Here is a 21407-nt window from a genome sequence, read left to right as displayed (position 1 = left end):
TAGTTGAAATGCTGCGCACATTGGATGAGCGCATCAGGCTACTGGATACCGAGATTGCCCGCCGTGCCAAGGAGGATGAAGTCGCGCGGCGCCTGATGACTATTCCTGGTGTTGATCCTGTCATCGCCAGGGCGCTGACAGCACTGGCACCGGCAGCCGAGACATTCAAACGCGGGCGTGACTTTGCAGCGTGGCTCGGGCTCCACCGCTGCAACATTCCACGGGTGGCAACCAGCGGCAGGGCAAGACTTCGAAGATGGGGGAACGAACCTTGCGCCGCTTGCTCATCATCGGAGCGAGTGCCGTTGTACGGTGGGCAGCACGAAAGGGAGCCGTAGCAGGATCGTGGCTGGCGAGTATGCTCAAGCGCAAACCGCCCATGCTGGTAAGGTTTTGCCAACAAGATGGCTCGTATCGTCTGGGCTTTGACGGCCAAAGGTGGAATTTATCGAGCTCAGATCGCGGCAGAGTAACCCTGCAACGATCGTGAGGCTGTCGGAGATGTAGGAAGGTCAGATGGAAGATATGGCGTACCGGTCGACGAGACGAGACCGGGAAAACCAGATTGCGACAAAGTGCCTTGAGCACGCGGTTGTGAATTGGACCCGGTCTGCGAACTCCCATACAGGCCCGAGGCATGTGGAACGCTGCATCAGAGGCTCACGCAATATCTCTTCTAAAAGATTCTTGTTGCACCCACCGGGGCGTCCATACATGTCGCAAATTTTGATGATAGACGCGATGGATGAAGTGTCACGCTCAGAATGCAGGCAGAATGTGACAATTGCGTAACAAAAGCCGCGTTGATCTAACCATTCGATTTAGAGATTGCCTCAAATTTACATAAAATTATGCCCTTATTTCATGGGACAAAGTCGCTTCAGATGCGGGGCAACTGCCGTCAAAGCACTGACAGAGGTATCCTGGATGGCCGAGATGACCAAACGTAGTAAGGCAGCGGTATCGGTGCAGGTCCGTGACACTGCGTGGCATGCGCACATATCAAACCGATCCGCAGGAAGATACCCTTTTCGCAGGGCAAGGCCCTTGTTCACCAGATTTTCGACGACGCCGAGGTTGCCCGCCCCTTCGTAAAGTGTTTGCCGGCGCATCATCGCACATTGGGATTTGCCACACAGGAACACGAGATCTTCCTGCAGGACACGACGTGGGATGACACCGTCATTCAGTGCGCTGCTGAGCTGTTGCTCGGTCGAGCAGACACTCAGACAGTGGGCGACGCGGATAGCGTCGGACAAGAGCAGCTGGAGAACTACTTGTATCTCGCCACGTGCTACACCGTAATGAATCGGGGAGCGGCGCTTGAAGCCTATGCATTGGAACTCTCTGCGATCGCCGGCCTTGTCGTTCGGCCTCGCCTCACGATCAGCCCAACGCGTTCTTCCTGGGCAGAGCTTAAGCCAGGCGACAGCCTTTATGAAACAGCCATCGGCACTGGCTGCCGGCTCTACAGGCGCTATGGCGAACCGCAGCCGCTACGCGATGCGTAACAGGAAGCTGCGGCCCTTGTCAGACACAAGATTTTCAACAAGGCCAGAACGGAGCCGTGCGCCTGAATTTGCGCCAACTGTTGTTCAGCCGTCTGGCTCCGGCAGGCTCGATATGCCCTTGCCAGCCGATTACCGCGCCGATGGCCCGATGTACGCCGGGACTATCCACATGTTCCCGGACATCCGAAAGCAACGTTCGCGTGGTTCTGATGTCATTGGCTTTGCCCAATGCATCCTGCAGCCGCGACAGTTGCTTGAGATATTTCCTGGTCGACGCCTGATTTGCATAAAGCGGCAGGAAAAACTCCGCAGAGCATCGTAATTTCTTCAAGGTGATCCGCAGCCTGTGGCGCGCTTCTGGCCGGAGACGATGGAAGCGCCGGCCGCGCTTGAGTGCCTTTCGTTCGAGGGGGTCAAGCACGCGCCCGCAAACTTCGCCATTGGTACGGCCATTCCGAGATCCTCGCTTGCAACGTCATTGCGCCAGCTTCTCTGCTCGATGGCAAGCCCCAAGAACAATAGAAAGCGGTTCGTCTGCGGGTCGGCGATACTGTCACGCACTGCATGATTTAAGAAATTTTGATGTCCAGACAGTCCGCTACCCGCAACGGCTATGTGATGGTCCGTTGGCACATAGCCTACGCGCACCGCGGCATTCTACTATTGCCAGCTACTGATCGCCTGACACGAGTCGGGCCGCAGGCTCGCCACGAATGATGGGATCAAACGTCCATCCAAACAACCGGACTACGCGAGTTGCACGAGCAGTTTGCCGAGTGACACCTTCGCATCGCCATAGAACATGCGGGTGTTCTCCTTGTAGAATAGTGGATTCTCGATGCCGGAGTATCCGGTTCCCTGGCCACGCTTGGAGACGAAGACTTGCTTTGCCTTCCAGACTTCGAGCACGGGCATGCCAGCAATTGGTGAGTTCGGATCGTCCTGGGCAGCCGGATTGACGATGTCATTGGAGCCGATGACGATTACAATATCAGTCTCGGAAAAATCCTTGTTGATCTCGTCCATTTCGAGAACGATGTCGTATGGCACCTTAGCTTCGGCAAGCAGGACGTTCATATGACCCGGCAAGCGACCGGCAACAGGGTGGATGGCGAAGCGCACGGTCTTTCCCTGTGCCCGCAGCTTGCGGGTGAGTTCCGAGACAGATTGCTGCGCCTGCGCCACCGCCATGCCGTAGCCTGGCACGATGACGATGGTATCGGCATCCTTCAGGGCCGCCGAAACGCCATCTACATCGATCTCCACCTGCTCGCCGGCTATTTCCATCTGCGGGCCGGTCATAGTGCCGAAGCCGCCGAGGATGACCGAGACGAAGGAGCGGTTCATCGCCTTGCACATGATATAGGAGAGGATCGCGCCCGAGGAGCCGACCAGCGCCCCGGTGACGATCAAAAGATCATTGCCGAGGGTGAAGCCGATGGCCGCCGCCGCCCAGCCGGAATAGGAGTTCAGCATCGACACCACGACCGGCATGTCGGCGCCACCGATCCCCATGATCAGATGATAACCGATGAAGAAGGCGGCGAGCATCATAAGGATCAATGTCCAGCCGCCGGCCCCGTTGAGATAGAGGACGAGCAGGACGATGGAGAGGAGCGCCGCGCTGGCGTTCAAGCCCTGTCCGCCCGGCAGCTTCTTCGCCTTGCCGTCGACTTTGCCAGCCAGCTTGCCGAAGGCGACGACCGAGCCCGTGAAGGTAACCGCACCTATGAAGATGCCGAGGAATATCTCGACCTTCATGATCGTTAGTTCAACCGGCGTCTTGTGCGCGAGGATCGCGGCAAAGCCGGTGAGGGCGGAACGGGAGGCCTCGTCGAGCCCGGCGAGTTCGGCCGCTTCGATATGGGCGTTGAAACCGATGAACACGGCCGCAAGGCCAACGAAGGAGTGCAGCGCGGCGACGAGTTGCGGCATCTGCGTCATCTGCACGCGGGCGGCGACGTAAGCGCCGAGCACGGCCCCGCCGGCAATCATCAGGACAACGACGAGCCCGTTGCCGACACCCGGTCCGAACACCGTGGCGAGGACGGCAAGGCCCATGCCGACGATGCCGTACCATACGGCGCGCTTGGCGCTCTCCTGCCCCGAAAGCCCGCCGAGCGAGAGGATGAAGAGAACAGCTGCCGCGATGTAGGCGGCCGAAACGATACCGATCGTCATGATGAATTTCTCCCGGTCAGGACTTCTGGAACATGGCAAGCATGCGTCGGGTTACGAGAAAGCCGCCGACAATGTTGATCGTGGCGATTAGAACCGCGAGCGCCGCGAGCACCGTTACCAGCCAATTGCCCGAGCCAATCTGCAGTAATGCGCCGAGGATGACGATGCCGGAGACCGCGTTGGTAACAGCCATCAGCGGCGTGTGCAGGGAATGCGAGACGTTCCAGATGACCTGGAAGCCGACGAAGCAGGCGAGCACGAAAACGACGAAATGGCTCATGAAGGCCGAGGGGGCGTAAGCCCCGACGAAGAGCAGGAGGGCCGTGCCGACTGCAAGAAGCGCGAGCTGGCTGCGGGTCTGCGTCCTGAAGGCGGTAGCCTCGGTGGCACGCTTCTCCTCCGGCGTCGGCTCCTTCACCTTTCCCTTGGGCTTTCGCGCCGCGATCGCCGCGATCTTGGGGGGCGGGGGCGGATAGGTGATGGCGCCCTCGAAGACAACGGTTGCACCGCGGATGACGTCGTCCTCCATATTGTGGACGATCACGCCGTCCTTGCCTGGCGTCAAGTCGGCAAGCATATGGCGGATGTTGGTGGCATAGAGCGCGGAGGACTGCGCAGCCATGCGGCTCGGAAAGTCGGTGTAGCCGATGACGATGACGCCGTTGTCGGACACAATGCGCTCGTCGGCGACGGTAAGATTGCAATTACCCCCGCGTTCGGCGGCTAGATCCACGATCACCGAACCGGGCCTCATCGCCGCCACCATGTCGGCGAGCCAGAGCTTCGGCGCGTCCCGACCTGGGATCAGCGCCGTGGTGATGACGATGTCCATCTCGGGCGCCAGTTGGCGGAATTTTGCCAGCTGCTTCTCGCGGAACGCTGGGGAAGACGGTGCGGCATAGCCCCCGCTCGCCGCTCCGTCCTCTTGACCATCATCAAAATCGAGATAGACGAACTCGGCGCCCATGCTTTCGATCTGCTCGGCGACCTCCGGGCGCACGTCGAAGGCGTAGGTTTGCCCGCCGAGCGAAGTGGCGACGCCGATGGCTGCAAGCCCGGCGACGCCCGCGCCAATGACCAGCACTTTGGCCGGTGGTACCTTCCCTGCGGCAGTGACTTGGCCGGTGAAGAAGCGGCCGAAATTGTTGCCCGCCTCGATCATCGCCCGATAGCCAGCGATATTGGCCATGGACGACAGCGCATCCATCTTCTGGGCGCGCGAAATGCGCGGTACCATGTCCATGGCGATGATGTTGGCGCCCCTCTCCTTCGCACGCTCCAGAAGCACCGCATTCTGTCCGGGATAGAAGAAGGAGAGAAGTGTCTGACCGGCTGACAGTCGCTCGACCTCCTCCACCGTCGGTGGGCGAACCTTGACGATCACATCAGCAGCCGCAAACAGAGCCGCGGCATCCTCAACCACGGTAACCCCCGCAGCGCGGTAGGCCTCGTCCGAAATCCCCGCACCTTTGCCCGCGCCAGCCTCAACCAAGCATGCATGCCCGAGCTTCTGCAATTGCTGTGCTGACTCCGGTGTCATCGCAACGCGCGATTCTCCAGAGGCCAGCTCCTTAAGAGACCCAACCTTTTGTCCCATTATTTAATCCGGCGAAGCCGGCCCTCTAGTAGGCGTTTATCGGAATTGACCAAGAGGTGAACTGCGTAGCCAGGAGCAACCCACGGGATGCAGCGTTCGAAGCGGCGGTTTCAACGCGCGAGACCCCGGCGCCTTGCTAGTGTGCAACCAGGACGCCCTTCGCCTCGAAAATGTCGCGGATTGTGCGAACATAGCCGTGATAGGCTTTGTCCTCCTGTATTCTGCCCCAGTGGCGCGGGCGAGGCATGTCGATAACGAGGTCGAGGTCAACGCGGCCGGGTCGTGGCGACATCACCAACACGCGGTCTGCCATAAACACCGCCTCATCAATACCGTGGGTGATGAAAAGCACGGTGTTTCCAAGCCGCATCCACATTGCCTGAAGGTCCATGATCATCTGTTCGCGCGTCAGTGCATCGAGCGCGCCGAACGGTTCATCCATAAGCAAAAGTCCGGGCTCCTGGATCAGCGCACGGCAGATGGCTACACGTTGGCGCATCCCTCCGGAAAGTTCTGAGGGGTATTTGTTGCCAAACCCCTCGAGCCCTACCTGGGCCAGCAACTCTTCCGCGCGGGTTCGGTATTGGGTGACATCCAGCCTTTTAATCTCTATAGGCAACAAGATATTATCGAGTACGGTACGCCAATACAGCAGTAGATCGGACTGGAAAACGACGCCAATCTTGGGATGTGGTTTGCTGACGGCCTCTCCATCGATGGCAATCGAGCCTGTCGTAGCCCCGATAAGGCCAGCAAGCAGCGACAGGAGCGTGCTCTTGCCGCAACCGCTCGGACCGACGACGGCGACAAAGGTGCCTGGCTCAAATTTGAGGTCGATCTTGTCGAGCGCCACGACATCTTCGTCCTCACGTGTCCTGTAGATCTTCGAGAGCCGGGAGATATCGACCGCAGCGCCCGCCGGGGAAATAACATTCATGGGACTACCTCACTGAAGCTTTGATTGTTTTGACCGGTCACACGGATCGCAGCCTATTTGGCGTCGTCGCGCTTGTATGTGACGCGCCTCTCCACGAAATTGATGATGAAATAGAGCATTACACCGAGACCAGAGATGGTAACCACGGTGGCAAAGTTTAGCGTGGTGTCGAACAGAGAGTTTGCCTGGAGTTGCAAGTAGCCAAGTCCGCGTTCGGCAGCAACATACTCACCAATCACCGCGCCGATAACAGCGAGCGACACCGCCACCTTGAAACCACCGAATATGTTGGGAAGCGCGGCCGGCAGGCGCACCTTGAAGAAGGTCTGCCATTCGCTGGCACCCATGGAACGGACGAGGTTTACAAGGTTCTTGTCCAGCGACTGGAGGCCGACGACCGTCGAAATGACGATGGGGAAGAACGAGATGAGGAAGGCAAGCGTGATCTTCGGAGCCCAGCCATAACCCAGATAAAGCACCAGGAGCGGCGCCAAAGCTACCTTTGGGACGGTCTGCAGCGCAACCAGGATCGGATAAATGGCACGCTCGAATGCGCGGGAGTAGAATATCGCGAGCGCCAGGGGAATTCCGATGAATACACCCATCGCAAAACCAGCGATGACTTCGAACAATGTCACGTACGCATGGGTGGCGAGCAGTGGAAGGTCGTTGACGATACGTGTAGCAATGGCCAGCGGCGTCGGCAGGACGAATTCTGAAAGTCCAGAAAGTGGAACCAGTATCTGCCAAGCGGCGAGCAACACGGCCGCGAGAATAACCGCCGAGTAGCGTTCAATCCATGGTCCTCGCGCTTTCTTCCTGCTCATGGCTTTATCCCGTTTGGACTGCGCGCGTCTGGCGCCTAATACATTCGTGTTCGCCACCATAGCCTCACTGTGTCAGAAGTTCATTCGTGTAAAAAGTCGAAGCCGGCTTCGGATCGCCGATTTGCTCGACGCCGCTGACAAGCTTAAGCGCATTGGCGATCACCTTGTCATCAACCCAGCCAATTGGCTTGCCGCTCGGAGAATGAACCGACGCGGAAGTCGCCTCAATCTGCTGCTGGATGACCTTGTCCGAAGGGCCAGCTTGCCAGACAGCCTTGAGCGCGACCGTCGCGGCGGCCGGATCCGACCGCGCCATCTCGATCGCCTTGGCATTGGCGGCAAGGAAACTCTTCAGTGCAGCGCCCTTCTCAGCGATACCATTATCGCTGGCCACCACCGCCATGCCGGGAATAGCGAGCCCGTACTTGGTCATGTCAAGCACCGGAAACTTCTGGCCCGTCTTATCTTCGAGAACGGGCAGATCATTGGTCCTGTAGACGCTGACCACATCGACCTGGCCTTGCAGGAACTGCGGGACTCGCGACTGAGAGTCCATCTGAATTTTTGCAACCTTGCTGCAATCGACCTTGTTGATCTCGCAGAAGGCGCCGAGATAGGACGTGCCGGTCTCCCCGACGGCATGGGCAATGGTCTTGCCCTCCAGGTCCTTTGGCGTGGTTACCGGCTTGTCGGAATGCGATATCAGGACGATCGGTGACTCCGGCTGATAGAGGGCTATGATCTTGACCGGCATTCCTTTCTGAATTGCGGACAACGCAAAAATACCGGGCAGGATGACAGCGTCTTCCTGGCCTTGGATGAGCGAACCGAGTGCTGCCTGTGAGCCGGCGCCTTCGCCGAGCTTCAGAGTTACTCCAGCATCCTTGTAGAGGCCTTTCTGCTCGCCAAGATAAAAGAAACCGTATTCGCCCTTCAGCTTCCAGCTGAAGCGGACTTTCACATCTTCGGCCTTGGCGCTCTGGCTTGCCATAAGCATGGCAAGGGCGGTTGTCGCGACGAGTACGGTACCGCGAATGACACGTGTGGTGTGCAACATTTCACTCCTCCTAGTGACGCACCCTGGCGTCCAATTGGCTTTATGCCTGCTTTATTCCCCAAGGATCAAATCGGCGCTTCCTACCCGCGAATTTAATTCTTGATCTCATAATGTGATCACATTTTGAGATTGTCAAGGGAAGAATCTGCGAGAACTACGCGGCTTTCCCGCGATTGCCACAGTTGGGACGGAAGCCTCACGTTCCGGCGAACCACCAAGAATCGCCCGCAAATTTCAGGCGACGCCGCGTCGCCGCAATCATTCATTGTCGCATGACCGGTTGTTCAGCATGGGAAGTATTAGTGGGACTTGATGAGGGTGCCGTGTGTCATTTAGAGGCAAAAATACTCGGCAGCGAATTTTCAATGGCGGAGCGGCTCAAGTCCCGGGCGATGAACACCAACCAGCCGCCCGAGGAGCCTTCCGGCCAGCGCGGCAGGTACTCCGGCGGGTAGACGACATGCTGGACCCCCTGGATGACTACAGGGCGGGGATCGCCGACCACCGAGAGCAAGCCCTTGACCCGGAGGATTGATTGGCCGCGGCCGGCAAGCAGCAATTCCAACCAGTCGAGAAAAGCCGGCCAGTGGACGGGGTTGTCGATATTGATCGCAAAAGTCTTGATGCCGGCACTGTGCTTGCCGCTGATCGGAGTATCCGGGATCTCGACGTGGCGTGGCTGCCCGGTTCCAGCCGGCTCGAAAATCTCTTTGGAGCTCGGCATTTTCCCCTTACTCGAGACAAGCTGGCTGACTGCGGGATTGATTGTGGCAATGTCTTTCTGAACTGCGTCAAGTCGCCAAGGCTCGGCGAGGTCGGACTTCGTCACGATCACACGGTCGGCCAGCGCCACCTGCTGGACAGCCTCGGCAAATTGAGCGATCGTTCCGGCGCCGCCGACGCCATCGACGGTAGAGACGATATTGCCCGTCCGGTAGCCGCGCCTGAGCTGGAGGTCGCTCATCACCGCCTGCATGATCGGTGCGGGATCGGCGAGACCCGTGGTTTCGACGACGACGCGGCGGAACGGTGTCACTTCCCGGCGACGCACCATCGCCAGCATATCGATAAGCGTAGAAACCAGATCGTCCCGGACGGCGCAGCATAGACAGCCTGATGACAACAGCACCGCGTCTTCGGACACCTCTCGGACCAGCAGGTGGTCAAGACCGACCTCGCCAAACTCATTGATAACGACAGCGGTGTCGGTGAATTCCGGATCCCCGAGCAGGTGGCGAAGGAGGGTCGTCTTGCCACTGCCAAGGAAGCCGGTCAGGACATGGACCGGAATTCGAGCATCCGAAACGGAAGCTGCGGGCTGCACGGTCAGCTGACCTCGAAGATCGCGTCGATCTCGACCGGCACGTTTCGCGGCAGCGAGTAGCAGCCGACAGCTGCACGGGCATGACGCCCAGCCTCTCCAAACACCTCGACCATAAGATCAGATGCTCCATTGATGACCTTGGGGTGATCCTTGAAATCCGGCTCGGCATTGACGAAGCCCCCCAGTCGGATGACGCCGACCACGCGGTCGAGATCACCATCCAGAGCCTGCTTGAGCTGGGCCAGAATGTTGACCGCACACAGGCGCGCAGCTGCCTGCCCCTCCTCAACCGAAAAGTCGGAGCCGAGTTTACCCGTGAATTTGTCCTTACCGCCCTCGGCGGGCACCTGACCGGAGATATAAATTTGCCCTCCAAGACGGCGTGCCGGCACATAGTTTGCCAGCGGAGCAGTTGTTGCCGGCAGCACAATGCCCAACTTCGCCAGCTTGTCGTCGATCTTCCCCACCATGGCGAGTTCCTCCCTTACAAAATGTCAGTAGTCGAATTGCAATTCCAGGCCCTGAGTGAAGGGCAGTTCCAGCCCTTGTGGGCCGGCAACGCTGAGCAAGGCTTCGCCGGTGGTGCGGATGTCATGGACGATCCCCTTCTTGGCTGCTGTAGCGTTCATCTCCTTAAGGGCCACAAGGATATCTTTGTGGTCCGATGCATTCCACGGCATCGAGGGTATCAGCAGCGACATATACATTGTTGGGCCAACCTGCAGCCACATCGATTCGATGAGCGGCATCAGCACCTCGGAGCCCGATGCCTCGTAGAGCGTGAAATGAAACTTCTGATTGAATGACAGGCAGTTCAGGATGTCGCGCTTTTCGATGGCCACCAAAAGCTGCTTGTTTATTTCTGTCAGCTCTCCAATCAGCTCGGGAGTTGCTTTCTTCACGGCAAGTTCGGTTGCCATGCCCTCAAGCATTTCTCTTACCGAAAACAGATCGCTTAATTTATCCGGATGGAGCCTCGGGACCCGGACCGAGCCGCCCCTGGTCTCCTCCAACGCATTGGCCGCGACCAGGCGGCTGAGCACCTCGCGCACCGGCATCGGACTGGTGCCGAGGCCAGCAGCCAGTTTGCGCAGGCTCATTACCTGCCCGGGCAAGAAGGCACCGACCATGAGCCCGCGCCGCATGTAACGAAGTACATTTTCTTGTATGTGACCACGCGCGGGCTTTTCTCCACCGGCCTGGTTTTCCGCCTTTTGGATCGGCATCCTGTCTTCAGACTCCGTTATTTTTCTCAATTGGCAATTTCAGGGTGAACATCGCGTTGACCGCTAACAGTCCCCATCAGGAGTTGCATGTTGACATGCCATGGTTTGTGATCTCACAATGTGATCAATAAAGTACTTTTATACGAACCGCAACCTTTTACTGTCCTGCTGGCCTGACCCCGCGGCCGGTATGGCCAGTTACCCAAAGATTCCGCCGGGAAAACGAGATATGACTGCATCCGCTCTTGACCAGTTTGCCCTGCGTGCACAAATCGCCCGCGCCGCCGACTTCGGCCGATATGTCTTGCGCAACGTGCGTCTCAGCGGTCCGGTGAGAAGAACGGGTTCCGTGGGCGTTGCAAATACAGCGTTCTTTCTGGCTGATGTGTTTGTAGAGAACGGCAGGATTTTGGCAATAACTTCTGTATGCAGCCGCTCAACCGAAGCAAGCAACCCCAACCTCCACTCGATTGATTCCCGCGGCCGTGTCATGGTTCCCACCTTCGTCGATTGTCACACTCATCTCGATAAAAGTCAGATCTTGCCACGCACGCCGGCAGCGGACGGGACGTTTGACGGGGCGTTGCTGGTCACACGGTTTGACCGCACAGCCAACTGGTCCTCCATCGACGTCAGCAGGCGGATGGATTTTTCCCTTCGTTCGGCGTTCCACTACGGCACATCCGCCATACGCACCCATATCGACTCACAAATACCGCAGGCCGGTATCTCTTGGCCGGCGTTTATAGAACTCAGGCAGCATTGGCGCGGGAAGATAGACCTGCAGGCCTCCTGCCTGTTCCCCATAGACATGGTGCGAGATGACGTATTTCTGAGCCAGAATGCAAAGCGGGTCGCCGACGCCGGCGGCGTCCTCGGGGCGATCGCCTATCCGGTGCCCGATATTGATTGTCTGCTCGATAAGATGTTCCGGACAGCATCGTATCACGGACTGAATCTCGACTTCCATGCCGACGAAACAGCGGATCCGGCAGCCGATGTTTTACGCCGTATTGCCGAGACGAGCCTACGCTCGTCTTTCCCGGGGAAGGTATTGGTTGGGCACTGCTGCTCCTTGGCCATGCAGGCAAACTCCGTGGTAGATGCCACGCTCGACAAGGTCGCAACAGCACCTGTCGCTGTCGTTTCGCTGCCAACGTGTAATCTCTACCTCCAGGACCGTCGTCACAACGGCACGACGCCGCGCTGGCGCGGTGTCACTTTGCTGCATGAAATGAAGCGGCGCGGAATCCTCGTAGCCCGTGCCTCGGACAACACGCGCGATCCGTTCAATTCCTACGGAGATCTGGATATGCTCGACACGTTCCGTCTTGGCACTCGCGCCCTTCATCTCGACCATCCCCACGGTGACTGGATCAGGGCGGTGTCCGCAACGCCGGCGGAGATCATGGGCCTGGATAGCCATGGCGTAATCGCAAAGGGGCAACCGGCCAACCTGATCCTTTTTGAAGGGCGCTCCTGGTCGGAAGTTCTGTCTCGGGCGGAGAGCAACCGCATCGTAATCCGCAACGGCGTTCCGATTTCCGCGTCTCTGCCCGCTTACCCTGAACTCGACACGTTGGAAGGCCTGGCGCTACGTTGAAAGCCCCCCGTAAATTGGCGGAGGTTGTTGGCAGTCCTGGCCGCGGCTCCACGGATCGAAGTTTCGACGCAGACATTCGTTGTCTCGATGCGGACACCCATCCTGCGGGCAAGACCGCGAAGCTGCAAAGATCTTGTTGGCTGCATCGCAGCGCGGGCGGCCCGGCGCCGGTCGCGATCTTTCGATCTGGCATGGTGCCGCAGCACCAACTCAATCCGGCCGCCAATAAACCGGGGGCCGAATGCAATCTTCAGAAGTGCCAGGATCAGGCGGTGGCGCCGACCTGGTAGAGCTCGACCTTTGTGCCGTCGGGATCGGCGATGTAGATCGTCAGCCCGTAAGGCCCGTCATGCAACTCATTGAAGTAGCGCACACCGGCCTTCTTCAGCTTGGCGTCCAGAGCGCGGACGTCATTGACCTCGAAGGCGATGTGGTCGAGCTGTCGATGGTCGCTCGTCTTGCCGTGGATGAGGGCGATGCCCTGGTGGAAGGCGGTGAACGGACGACCGTCGGCGAGCGGTTTGGCCTGCCGGATCGTGAAGCCGAGCTGGTTGGTGTAAAACGCCACCGACGTGTCGATGTCGTTAACCATGATCAGCTGGTGGCCGTAGTTCGTGACGCGCGGCTTGACCTGTTCGCCGATCCAGTCGAGCACCTCCGAGGAGGGCGCGATCTCGCAGAAATACTGCTTCCAGATCTGCTTGGCTGTTGCCTCCCACTCGGCGTTGACGCCCGACACGCAGTCGTCGACGGCAATCACGTCGAGATCGCGCAGATAGGCTTCGCGGATCGAGGTCTCGACGCAGGCATTGGTGGTGGCGCCGGTGACGAACAGATGCTGGGTGCCCAGCATCTTCAGCATCATTTCGAGGCGCGTTTCATAGAACGCGCCGAAGCGATGCTTGCGGATAACGAAGGCGGGGTCGAAATCGGCGAGCGGCTTCAGCTCATCGATGATGTGCTCGTCCCAGCTGCCTGCCAGCGCCGACACCTGCTTGCGTCGGGCAGTGTGCCCGAGCAGCTTCTTCTTGGCGCGGTTCTGGTCGACGGCGAAGTGTTCCTGCATCGTCCAGATGACCGGAATGCCAGTGTCCTGGCAGCGCTTGATAAGCTTCTTCAGCGGCGGCACGATCGAGGACAGGCGCTTGGTGTCGACGCCCGAAATGCCGAGCGTGCCCTTTTCGTGGATGAAGGCGTTCTGCAGGTCAATGACCAGAAGCGCCGACTTGCGGTAGTCGAGGGCTTCGAGGCTCATTTCTTGTGCTCCACCATGTCGATGCCGAGCACGCCACCGCGGCCCCAGCTGTCCTTGGGCGTCTCGTGGATCACGACGTGCAGGTGATCGGGCTTGCAAGCGGCCTCTTCGACCATGGCCTTGGTGATGGCTTTAACGAGATTGCGCTTCTGCTCGACAGTGCGCCCTTCCCACATTTCTACGACGACGAACGGCATTTCATTTCTCCTCTCTTTCGGTGGGCAGCGCGCCGGAGGCCCAGACGGGCACGGCGGGCGCGAAGCCCGAAACCAGATCGTTGTTCGCCCGGTCGGTGCCGCAAAGCAGCCACAGCGGGCGGTTCGAGTAATTGACTAGCACCTGCTCTTCCATGCAGGCGAGGTTGGCTGCGTGTTTGGGGTCACGATCGAAACGGCTTGTCGCCGGCATCAGCCGGATTACATAAAGCGGTTCGGCCGCATCGAAGCCGTCGAGCGCCTTGGGGCCCACTTCCTCCAGCCTGATCGCCTTGGCCCTTGGGGTCTTTCGACCGACCGGGAGCAGGACGATCGCGCCGGCAAGCGGGCTCACCGGCCAGTAGCGACCTTCGCGACCTTGTCTCAGGAAGTCAGCGTAGCTGCCCGGCCCGGCGAACAACTCGCTGTCCCAGAGGATGACATCAGGCCCGACGACTTTGCGAACTGCGTCTATCACGAGATCGCTCTCGCACAGTTCAAGAAAGGCCCATGGGTCGGTAAAGGCGATGCAGTGACCCCAAGGATTGTGGATCCCCGACAGCCTCTCCTGGCGGATCGACGCTTTGCGGGCGACAATCCTGGCGACAGCCTCGCGTACCGGCAGGCGTCCCGGTATCAACGATATCCGACCAGCTAGATCAAGGTGATCAGCGATCTCGGTGATCATGATGGCACAGTCACGCAGCGCCCACGACCATAGTGGCGCTCATCGACGGCACCCTTTTCGTAAACCACCTCGCCCCGCGCCACCGTCATTACCGGCCAGCCCTTGAGCTTCCAGCCTTCATAGATGCAGGTGCCCTTGCCCGTGTGTGTGACGGTGCGCTCCTCGTCGAGGTCGACCAGCACCAGGTCGGCGTCGAAGCCGACGTCGATGTGGCCCTTGCGCGGCCACAGGCCGAAACGCCGCGCCGGATTGAACGAGTTGAGCTCGACCAGGCGGCTGAGAGGCATGCCGCGCTGATGGACGCCGAAATGCAGCATCAGCGACAATTCCCACGGGAAGCTGACGACGCCGGGGAATTCGGTCCACAGATCCTCAAGCTTCTTGGGCAGAAATGGCACGTGATCGGTGCCAAGGCTGTAGACCGAGCCGTTGAGCATGCCCGCCCACAGGCCTTCGAGCTCGTTGCGGTCGCGCAGCGGCGGTGAAATCTTGGCGCGCATGTCGAGATCATCGTCATAGCAGGTACGCGTCAGGTAGTGGGGGCAGGTCTCGACCGTGACATGCACGCCGCGCGCCTGCGCCTCGGCGGCGAGCACCGGACCCATGCCAACCGAGGTGTGGACCAGATGCAGCGAGCAGCCAGTCTTTTCGGCGAGAAAGATCATGCGCCGGATGGTTTCGACCTCGCAGAAGGCCGGACGCGATTCGGTATAGGCGCCGAGATCCTGGCGGCCGGTCGCGGCGATCTCCTTCTTGATCCACGAGGCGATCTGCGTGTTTTCGCAGTGAACGTTGATGACGCCGCCCGGAACCTTGGCGAGGATGCGCATCGCGGCATAGACCCAGCCGTCAGTCGCCGGCACGATGCCGATCGGATTGTCGGGCTCGTAGCCGAAATAACACTTGAACGACTTCACGCCAGTCTTGGCGATGATCTCCGGAATCTCTGCGATGTGCTCTTCGCGCTGGATGCCGAAGTGGAAGCCGAAATCGATGACCGAGTTCTCCTCGCCCAGCGCCTTACGCTCCTCGTAGAACGGCAGGTAGGATTCCTTGAGGTTGCGGATGTAGAGCAGTGCGGTCGTCACGCCGCCGGAAGCGGCAGCTGCCGTCTCGGTGCGCATATCCTCGGCGAAGGGGAACTTGACGCCGAGATGACAGTGCGGATCGATCAGGCCCGGCATCAGCACGCGGCCTTCGGCGTCGATGGTGCGGGTTGCGTCCGGCAGTGATTCGTCCGATCCGGTCAGGACGATCTTGCCGTCTTTGACCGCCACGCCACCGTGGTATTCGCCGTCGCGGCGAACCACCCGCGCGTTCTTGATGACCAGATCCGTTTTCATGACTTCTGCTCCAATATACTTTCGATGCGTCGGCTTATGCCGCTCCACTGGCTTCGGCCGACGGTGATGGGCGCGCGTGCGCCCATGCCGCGAGCCCAGACCGTCTTCAGCCCGAGTTCGGCAGCCGCAACCCTGTCAATCGTGCCGGGAGGCGCCGCAATATCAACCAGCAGCGCATGCTTGGGTAAAAGCGCCAGCTGTTCGCGTTCGAGCAGTCGCTTCGGCACGCTACCGATGACGATGTCCATCTTCGGCAGGTATTGCGGCAATTGTTCGAGCGTCAGCGATTCCGCGCCCGCCGCATAGGCGGCCGCGCGCTGCACCTGGTTGCGCGCCGCAACATGGACATGGGCGCCAAGCGCGACAAGCGTATTGGTCAGCAACGAGCCAATGGTGCCCTGCCCGACCAGGCAGATATTGGATTTGTGGATGGTGATCTGGGTGTTTTCGATGATTACCTTGAGCACGCCCTCGACGATCGCCGGGCCGCGCAGCAGCATCAGGTCGACGTCCCACTCATATTCGTGCAGCGTGATGCCGAGTGCTTCGCAATGGCCCTTCAGATTGGCGTCGCCCCAGCCGAGGATGATGTGGCCAGGCTTGTTCATGCCGGCCAGCATCTCGCGCGTCGGGATGATTTTTTCCGGGCACTTTGGCGCAAACAGCGCGCCTTCCGCGGTGATGCCGGGGATCGGAAACAGCGCAATGTCGGCGCCCTTCAGCGCGTCGGCAGCGTTCTTTGCATGGTAGACGCTCTCGATGCCCTCATCCGGCCAAGGGAAACCATGGGCGCGGACGGTCGCGCCGGCACGGACCGCGCAACGGGCGATCTCCTGTTCGCGGGCATCGCCTGCGACGACGGCGATCACTGTGTTCTTCCAGCTCATTTCGCTCTCACCTTTTCGATCAGCTGATCCTTGGACATGCCGGCGATGCCCATCGCTTCGGCGGTACGGCCACCCTTGCGATAGTCGGTGCCGACGGCGATCTGCGCCAGACTGTAGAGCGAATGCGCGACCGGCGTTTCGACGCCTGCGATCTTGGCGAATTCGAGGAAGGGCAGCAGGCCGTGGCCGAAGTCTTCCTTGTAGTAGCGGTATTCGAGCGAGTCCGGCCCCTTGATGCGCTTGTTGGCTTCGCCCCCGGCGATCGCCGTGCGGAAATCGCTGGTATCGACCACATCGGCCTCAACGGTGCCGAGTAGCTTCATCTCTTCGATGAGATTCGGCAGATCGTGACCAAAAGCCCTGGCCACCGCCAGCCGCTCGTCGTCGAGCTGCTTCATGACGCGGGCGACGCCCGGCGTCATGGCATCAACATAGAAGGTGAAGTCGCCGCCTGTCGCCTCGACCCAGGCCGCCGCCAGCACCGCGCCGGGCGGATGCAACACCATGTTGACGTTGGAAAGGTCCGAAGCAATCACATCGGCGACAGGGGTGAGGCCCGGGAACAGCTTGCCGGCAAGCTCCAGCACTTCGGCCCCACCCTTCAGCGCCGCTGCCTTGAGCTGCTTGGCCCGGCCGCTGACAGTAACGCCGTTGGGACGGTATTTGCGCGCCACATAGGTCAGCGTCGAGAACTCGACCACCGGAGGTGCGGCACGGCCGGTGCGTGAAAACGTCTCGGCGAATTCGAGCGCCCCGCCGGTATGGCCGGGGTTGAGCACGACAGGCCTGCTGGACGACCAGCCGGCCGCTGCCAGTGCCAAGGCAATCGCCGAATGCGAAAATGTCGGCAGCACAACGACAGCCACGTCGACACCGTCGATGGCCGCCTTCAGATCGGTGGTGATCAGCGCCGGCTTGGCGACACCTTCGCCGAGCTTGCCCTCGTAAGCGACACCGCCGAGCTTGACATGCGGCTCGATCGTCTCGGCCGAACGCGCCCAGAAATGGACGTCGTGGCCGGCCTGGACCAATTCTGCGACCGATGCGGCACCGCCGGCGCCCGCGCCTAATACTGCAACCTTCATACTCTCCTCCGAGGATTGAAGCGCAGCGATTCTAGCCGCGCGCCCTCAAGCGCCATGATGCTGCGGACTGGTTCCTCCCGAGCCCATGCGCCAAATTCATTCACCAACCAGTTTGATCACACTTTATGATCACAGATGGAATTGTCAAGCGGAAGAATGCCTTCCGCCCGTTACCCCGCGACGGCTTTAAGCCCTGCGGCTTCGATGCCTGTGATGGCCGCGAGTTCGTCATTGTCCGAGGTGTCGCCAGTGATGCCGACAGCACCGAGCAGGTCGCCCGTTGCGTTGCGGATCAGCACGCCGCCTGGCACCGGCACGATGCGGCCGCCAGAAACGGCATTCAGACCGTCGAGTTCGCGCTGAATCTCGTCCGGCGTCCAATTGGGGCGGGCGACGACAGGCACCAACAGGATGTCGTCGAGCCGCGCCTTGGGCCGGGACTTGAGCTCGGCCTGCACGGCATGCACGTCGACTTTGTGGTAGTGGGTGGCATGCAAGGTGGCAGCCGTCGGCGATGGCACCCAGGCGGTGTTGGCGCCAGCGCGCGGGTGGGCGATCTTCTGCTCCAGCATGGCTGCCATCAGGTCGGGCATCGCCCACATGCCCTTGCCGATCTGGGCATGGCCGAAGAGACCGCACTCAAGCCCGGTGTCTACGTTCCAGGCCTCATAGGCTGATATCCACCGCGCCTGTTTCATGTCGCCCTTGCGCACCATCGGCCCGGCTTCCATCGAGCTGTGGATCTCGTCACCGGTACGGTCGAGGAAGCCGGTGTTGATGAATACCACCCGTTCCTTGGCGGCACGGATGCACTCCTTGAGATTGATGGTGGTGCGCCGCTCCTCATCCATGATGCCCATCTTGATGGTCTTGTGCGGCATGCCAACAAGGCGTTCGACACGGTCGAAGATCTCGACGGCAAAGGCGACTTCTTCGGGACCGTGCATCTTCGGCTTGACGACATACATCGAGCCCGCGCGGGAATTGGCGCGCCGGCCGTTGGCGCCGACATCGTGCAGCGCGATCAACGCCGTGATCGCCCCATCCATGATGCCCTCGGGCACCTCGTGGCCGTCGCGGTCGCGGATTGCCGGGTTGGTCATCAGGTGACCGACATGACGCACTAGTATCAGCGACCGGCCGGGCAGGATAACGGCCCCGCCATCGGGCGATGTATAGCTGCGGTCGCCATTGAGCTTACGGACAAAACTCTTGCCGTCCTTGGTGACTTCCTCGGCGAGATCGCCCTTCATCAGGCCAAGCCAGTTGCGGTAGATCACGACCTTGTCTTCGGCGTCGACGGCCGCGACCGAATCCTCGCAGTCCTGGATCGTGGTCAGCGCCGACTCCAGCACCACGTCGGAGATGCCGGCGGGATCTGCCTTGCCGATCGCATTCTCGCGGTCGATGACGACCTCGACATGCAGACCGTTCCTGGCCAAGAGCACGGCATCCGGATTGGCGGCAGCACCACGATAACCAGCGAACTGCGCACCGTCCCGTAGCGAAACCGAGCCGCCCGCGCCGGTAAGGACAAGCTTGCCACCCTCGATCGAAAGCCCCGAGACCTCGACCCAGCTGCCCTGGGACAACGGCGCCGACTGATCCAAAAACCCCTTGGCCCAGGCAATCACCTTGGCGCCGCGCCTGGGATTGTAGCCCTTGCTCTTCTCCGCACCATCGGCATCCGAGATCGCATCGGTGCCGTAAAGCGCGTCAAAGAGCGAGCCCCAGCGGGCATTTGCCGCATTCAGTGCATAACGCGCATTCATGACAGGCACCACCAGCTGCGGCCCGGCGACGGTGGCGATCTCGGCATCGACATTGTCGGTGATGACAGCAAAGGCCGGCCCTTCCGGCATGAGATAGCCAATGTCAGACAAGAACGCCTTGTAGGCTGCCATGTCGTGCGGGGCCCCATGCTTGCGGTACCAGGCATCCAGCTTCAGCTGGAACTCGTCGCGCTTTTCCAGCAGCGCCCGGTTTTTCGGCCCGATCATGCACGATTTGTGCAAAACCTTCCCAGAACCTCTCGGCGTCAACCCCCGTCCCGGGCAATGCCTGCGTCACAACGAAGTCATGCAACTCGCGCGCAACGCGAAGGCCGAAAAGCGTAACAACATCCTCTTTTGGACTGAACATGTTCATCTATTTGCTCCGCTTCCTGGTTTTAAGCCGCAATCGCAGCACCGGATTGAGGAAGGCGCCTGAAATGGTCTCGGCGATCATCTGGGCGGTGGCGGCCGACAGCGTCCAGCCGAGATGGCCATGGCCGGTGTTGTAGAACACGCCCGCCTGGCGGCCCTTGCCGACCCGTGGCATCATGTTGGGCATCATCGGCCTGAGGCCGGCCCAGGGCACGACGCGGTTGGTATCGACGTCGGGAAACAGCATTCGCGTCCAGTCGACCAGCGGTCTGACGCGGTCGTCGCGGATGTCGCGGTTCATGCCATTGAACTCGGGTGCCGGCGACACGGAAGCGCCCCTCGCCCAACCGGCTGGTGACGATCTTGGCGCGGTCGTCGAGCAGACTGACCCACGGTGCTGCCTTCTGGCTGCGCTCGTCGTCGAGATGCACCGTGATGGAGTATCCCTTGACCGGATAGATATTGACCCGGTCGCCCAGCATCGCCGCGAAATGCCGGCTCGCGGCACCCGCGCAGACGACGACGCCATCGGCCTCGACGATCTCTGAAGCCGCGTCCCCCACGGACCCGCCGTTGGAATAGCCGATGCAGAACAAGCCATCGCGGGCAATCCGGTTGACCGTGGCGTCAAAGACGAAACGCGCGCCGCGCCGCTCGCAGGCCTGGGCGAGGCCATAGGTGAACTTGTGGATGTCACCGGTCGAATCCGACGGCGTGTAGAAGCCGCCATGGAAGTCGCCATGCAAGGCCGGTTCGATCGCCTTCACCTCTGAAGCAGTCACCGGACGGCGGTCGAGGCCACCTTCAACCAGCATCGAATTGACCTTCAGCGCATGCTGGAAACTTGGCTTGTCCCAGTAGACGTGCAGGATGCCGCGCTGGACATGGTCGAAGTCGATGTTCTCGCGCTCGGCGATGGCAAACAGGTGCTTGCGCGCGGCAATCGCCAGCCGCGTCGTTTCCACCGTGTTGTCGCGATAGTTCATGATGTTGGAGACGAATTCGGCGAGCCAGGCGTATTTGTGCCAGGTCGGCTTGGGATTCATCAACAGTGGCGCATCGCTGCGCAGCATCCACTTCATGCCCTTAAGCACTGTGGACCAGTGGTTCCACACCTCGGCATTGCTGGCCGAAAGCTGGCCGCCATTGGCGAACGACGTCTCCATGCCAGCGTAGCGCTGGCGGTCGATGACGGTGACGGAATAGCCGCGCTCAAGAAGCGCATAGGCGGTGGTGACGCCGGTAATACCGGCGCCGATGATGGCAATATGGGACATTTCCTTCTCCACGAACAATATTGGGTCGTAACGGGCCAAAACCCGCGGCTCTTCCCCAATCTGTCGCTGTACCTGAGAGCTTAACCGCAGCGACGAGACCGCTACGGCTTTCCCCTTCGGTGGGCGCTCGCAGCGCCTCTCTCCAGATCGTTCAGCTGCATGGTCCCTTTTGCCTGAGAGTTTCCTGGGGGGTTGCTCCGTCGGCGCCGATCGCTGCCAAGTTGCAACGGCCGATCTCTCCCATGCAGGCTATCGAACGCAGTTCATT

At 60.2% G+C, this 21407-nt stretch carries 18 protein-coding genes, 3 pseudogenes and 1 riboswitch; of the genes and pseudogenes, 3 read left to right on the top strand and 18 right to left on the bottom strand.

Translation table 11 applies throughout. The features are described 5' to 3' along the window. Positions 1-8: 8 nt before the first annotated feature. A pseudogene (locus BLM14_RS32870) lies at positions 9-490 on the top strand (transposase). Positions 491-986: 496 nt separating this feature from the next. Then, entirely contained in the window at positions 987-1511 is a 525-nt protein-coding gene (locus BLM14_RS28150; protein WP_100003336.1) for a hypothetical protein, read from the top strand. Positions 1512-1545: 34 nt separating this feature from the next. On the opposite strand, the gene BLM14_RS32865 is transcribed toward BLM14_RS28150, so the two are convergent. From BLM14_RS32865 to BLM14_RS28105, 9 genes are all read right to left on the bottom strand, one after another. Continuing rightward, the gene (locus BLM14_RS32865; protein ID WP_100003335.1) at positions 1546-1932 is read right to left on the bottom strand and encodes a CHAD domain-containing protein; all 387 of its coding nucleotides are present in this window, start codon (positions 1930-1932) and stop codon (positions 1546-1548) included. 326 nt (positions 1933-2258) lie between these two features. Beyond that, complete coding sequence (locus tag BLM14_RS28140) at positions 2259-3692, bottom strand: NAD(P)(+) transhydrogenase (Re/Si-specific) subunit beta (protein WP_100003334.1); 1434 nt, start codon at positions 3690-3692, stop codon at positions 2259-2261. A gap of 16 nt (positions 3693-3708) precedes the next feature. Next, positions 3709-5289 (bottom strand): Re/Si-specific NAD(P)(+) transhydrogenase subunit alpha, encoded by a 1581-nt coding sequence (locus BLM14_RS28135; RefSeq protein ID WP_100003333.1) that lies wholly within the window; start codon positions 5287-5289, stop codon positions 3709-3711. 136 nt (positions 5290-5425) lie between these two features. Beyond that, positions 5426-6226, bottom strand: a complete 801-nt coding sequence (locus BLM14_RS28130) for an ABC transporter ATP-binding protein (RefSeq protein ID WP_100003332.1) — start codon at positions 6224-6226, stop codon at positions 5426-5428. A 53-nt stretch (positions 6227-6279) separates the two neighbouring features. Beyond that, positions 6280-7053 (bottom strand): ABC transporter permease, encoded by a 774-nt coding sequence (locus BLM14_RS28125; RefSeq protein ID WP_237143695.1) that lies wholly within the window; start codon positions 7051-7053, stop codon positions 6280-6282. 64 nt (positions 7054-7117) lie between these two features. Next, on the bottom strand, positions 7118-8110 hold the full coding sequence (locus tag BLM14_RS28120; protein ID WP_100003330.1) for an ABC transporter substrate-binding protein: 993 nt from the start codon (positions 8108-8110) through the stop codon (positions 7118-7120). A gap of 328 nt (positions 8111-8438) precedes the next feature. Further along, complete coding sequence (locus BLM14_RS28115) at positions 8439-9434, bottom strand: CobW family GTP-binding protein (RefSeq protein WP_100003329.1); 996 nt, start codon at positions 9432-9434, stop codon at positions 8439-8441. 2 nt (positions 9435-9436) lie between these two features. Next, a complete protein-coding gene (locus BLM14_RS28110; protein WP_100003328.1) occupies positions 9437-9904 on the bottom strand; it encodes a RidA family protein in 468 nt (155 codons plus the stop codon). Between the two features lie 24 nt (positions 9905-9928). Next, positions 9929-10660, bottom strand: coding sequence for a GntR family transcriptional regulator (locus BLM14_RS28105; RefSeq protein ID WP_100003327.1), 732 nt, complete (start codon positions 10658-10660; stop codon positions 9929-9931). A gap of 229 nt (positions 10661-10889) precedes the next feature. Here BLM14_RS28105 and BLM14_RS28100 point away from each other — a divergent pair, with 229 nt between their 5' ends. Further along, positions 10890-12263 (top strand): cytosine deaminase, encoded by a 1374-nt coding sequence (locus BLM14_RS28100; protein ID WP_100003326.1) that lies wholly within the window; start codon positions 10890-10892, stop codon positions 12261-12263. 265 nt (positions 12264-12528) lie between these two features. On the opposite strand, the gene BLM14_RS28090 is transcribed toward BLM14_RS28100, so the two are convergent. From BLM14_RS28090 to BLM14_RS28055, 9 genes and pseudogenes are all read right to left on the bottom strand, one after another. Further along, the gene (locus tag BLM14_RS28090; RefSeq protein WP_100003324.1) at positions 12529-13518 is read right to left on the bottom strand and encodes an isochorismatase family protein; all 990 of its coding nucleotides are present in this window, start codon (positions 13516-13518) and stop codon (positions 12529-12531) included. Further along, positions 13515-13715 carry a 2-hydroxymuconate tautomerase gene (locus tag BLM14_RS28085; protein ID WP_067969826.1) on the bottom strand — a complete coding sequence of 67 codons (201 nt, stop codon included), beginning with the start codon at positions 13713-13715 and terminating at the stop codon, positions 13515-13517. Before BLM14_RS28085 ends, BLM14_RS28090 begins: the two co-directional genes overlap by 4 nt. Position 13716: 1 nt before the next feature. Next, the gene (locus tag BLM14_RS28080; protein WP_100003323.1) at positions 13717-14400 is read right to left on the bottom strand and encodes a resolvase; all 684 of its coding nucleotides are present in this window, start codon (positions 14398-14400) and stop codon (positions 13717-13719) included. Then, positions 14397-15743, bottom strand: coding sequence for a dihydroorotase (locus tag BLM14_RS28075; protein WP_100003322.1), 1347 nt, complete (start codon positions 15741-15743; stop codon positions 14397-14399). Before BLM14_RS28075 ends, BLM14_RS28080 begins: the two co-directional genes overlap by 4 nt. Beyond that, entirely contained in the window at positions 15740-16630 is an 891-nt protein-coding gene (locus tag BLM14_RS28070) for a dipicolinate synthase subunit DpsA (protein ID WP_100003321.1), read from the bottom strand. Before BLM14_RS28070 ends, BLM14_RS28075 begins: the two co-directional genes overlap by 4 nt. Then, positions 16627-17715 (bottom strand): NAD/NADP octopine/nopaline dehydrogenase family protein, encoded by a 1089-nt coding sequence (locus tag BLM14_RS28065; RefSeq protein WP_100003320.1) that lies wholly within the window; start codon positions 17713-17715, stop codon positions 16627-16629. Before BLM14_RS28065 ends, BLM14_RS28070 begins: the two co-directional genes overlap by 4 nt. A 170-nt stretch (positions 17716-17885) precedes the next feature. Beyond that, a complete protein-coding gene (locus tag BLM14_RS32275) occupies positions 17886-18014 on the bottom strand; it encodes a hypothetical protein (protein WP_237143723.1) in 129 nt (42 codons plus the stop codon). Positions 18015-18062: 48 nt separating this feature from the next. Then, positions 18063-19857, bottom strand: a pseudogene (locus tag BLM14_RS28060) (malate synthase G); the annotation flags it as partial. 6 nt (positions 19858-19863) lie between these two features. Next, positions 19864-21139 (bottom strand): annotated as a pseudogene (locus tag BLM14_RS28055) (D-amino acid dehydrogenase). A gap of 150 nt (positions 21140-21289) precedes the next feature. Then, a riboswitch (glycine riboswitch) is annotated at positions 21290-21392 on the bottom strand. Positions 21393-21407 lie beyond the last annotated feature (15 nt).

This window comes from Phyllobacterium zundukense (assembly GCF_002764115.1).
In the GTDB taxonomy this organism is placed as follows: domain Bacteria; phylum Pseudomonadota; class Alphaproteobacteria; order Rhizobiales; family Rhizobiaceae; genus Phyllobacterium; species Phyllobacterium zundukense.
Note: the sequence above shows the minus strand (reverse complement) of the source record. Positions and strands in the feature narration are given on the sequence as shown.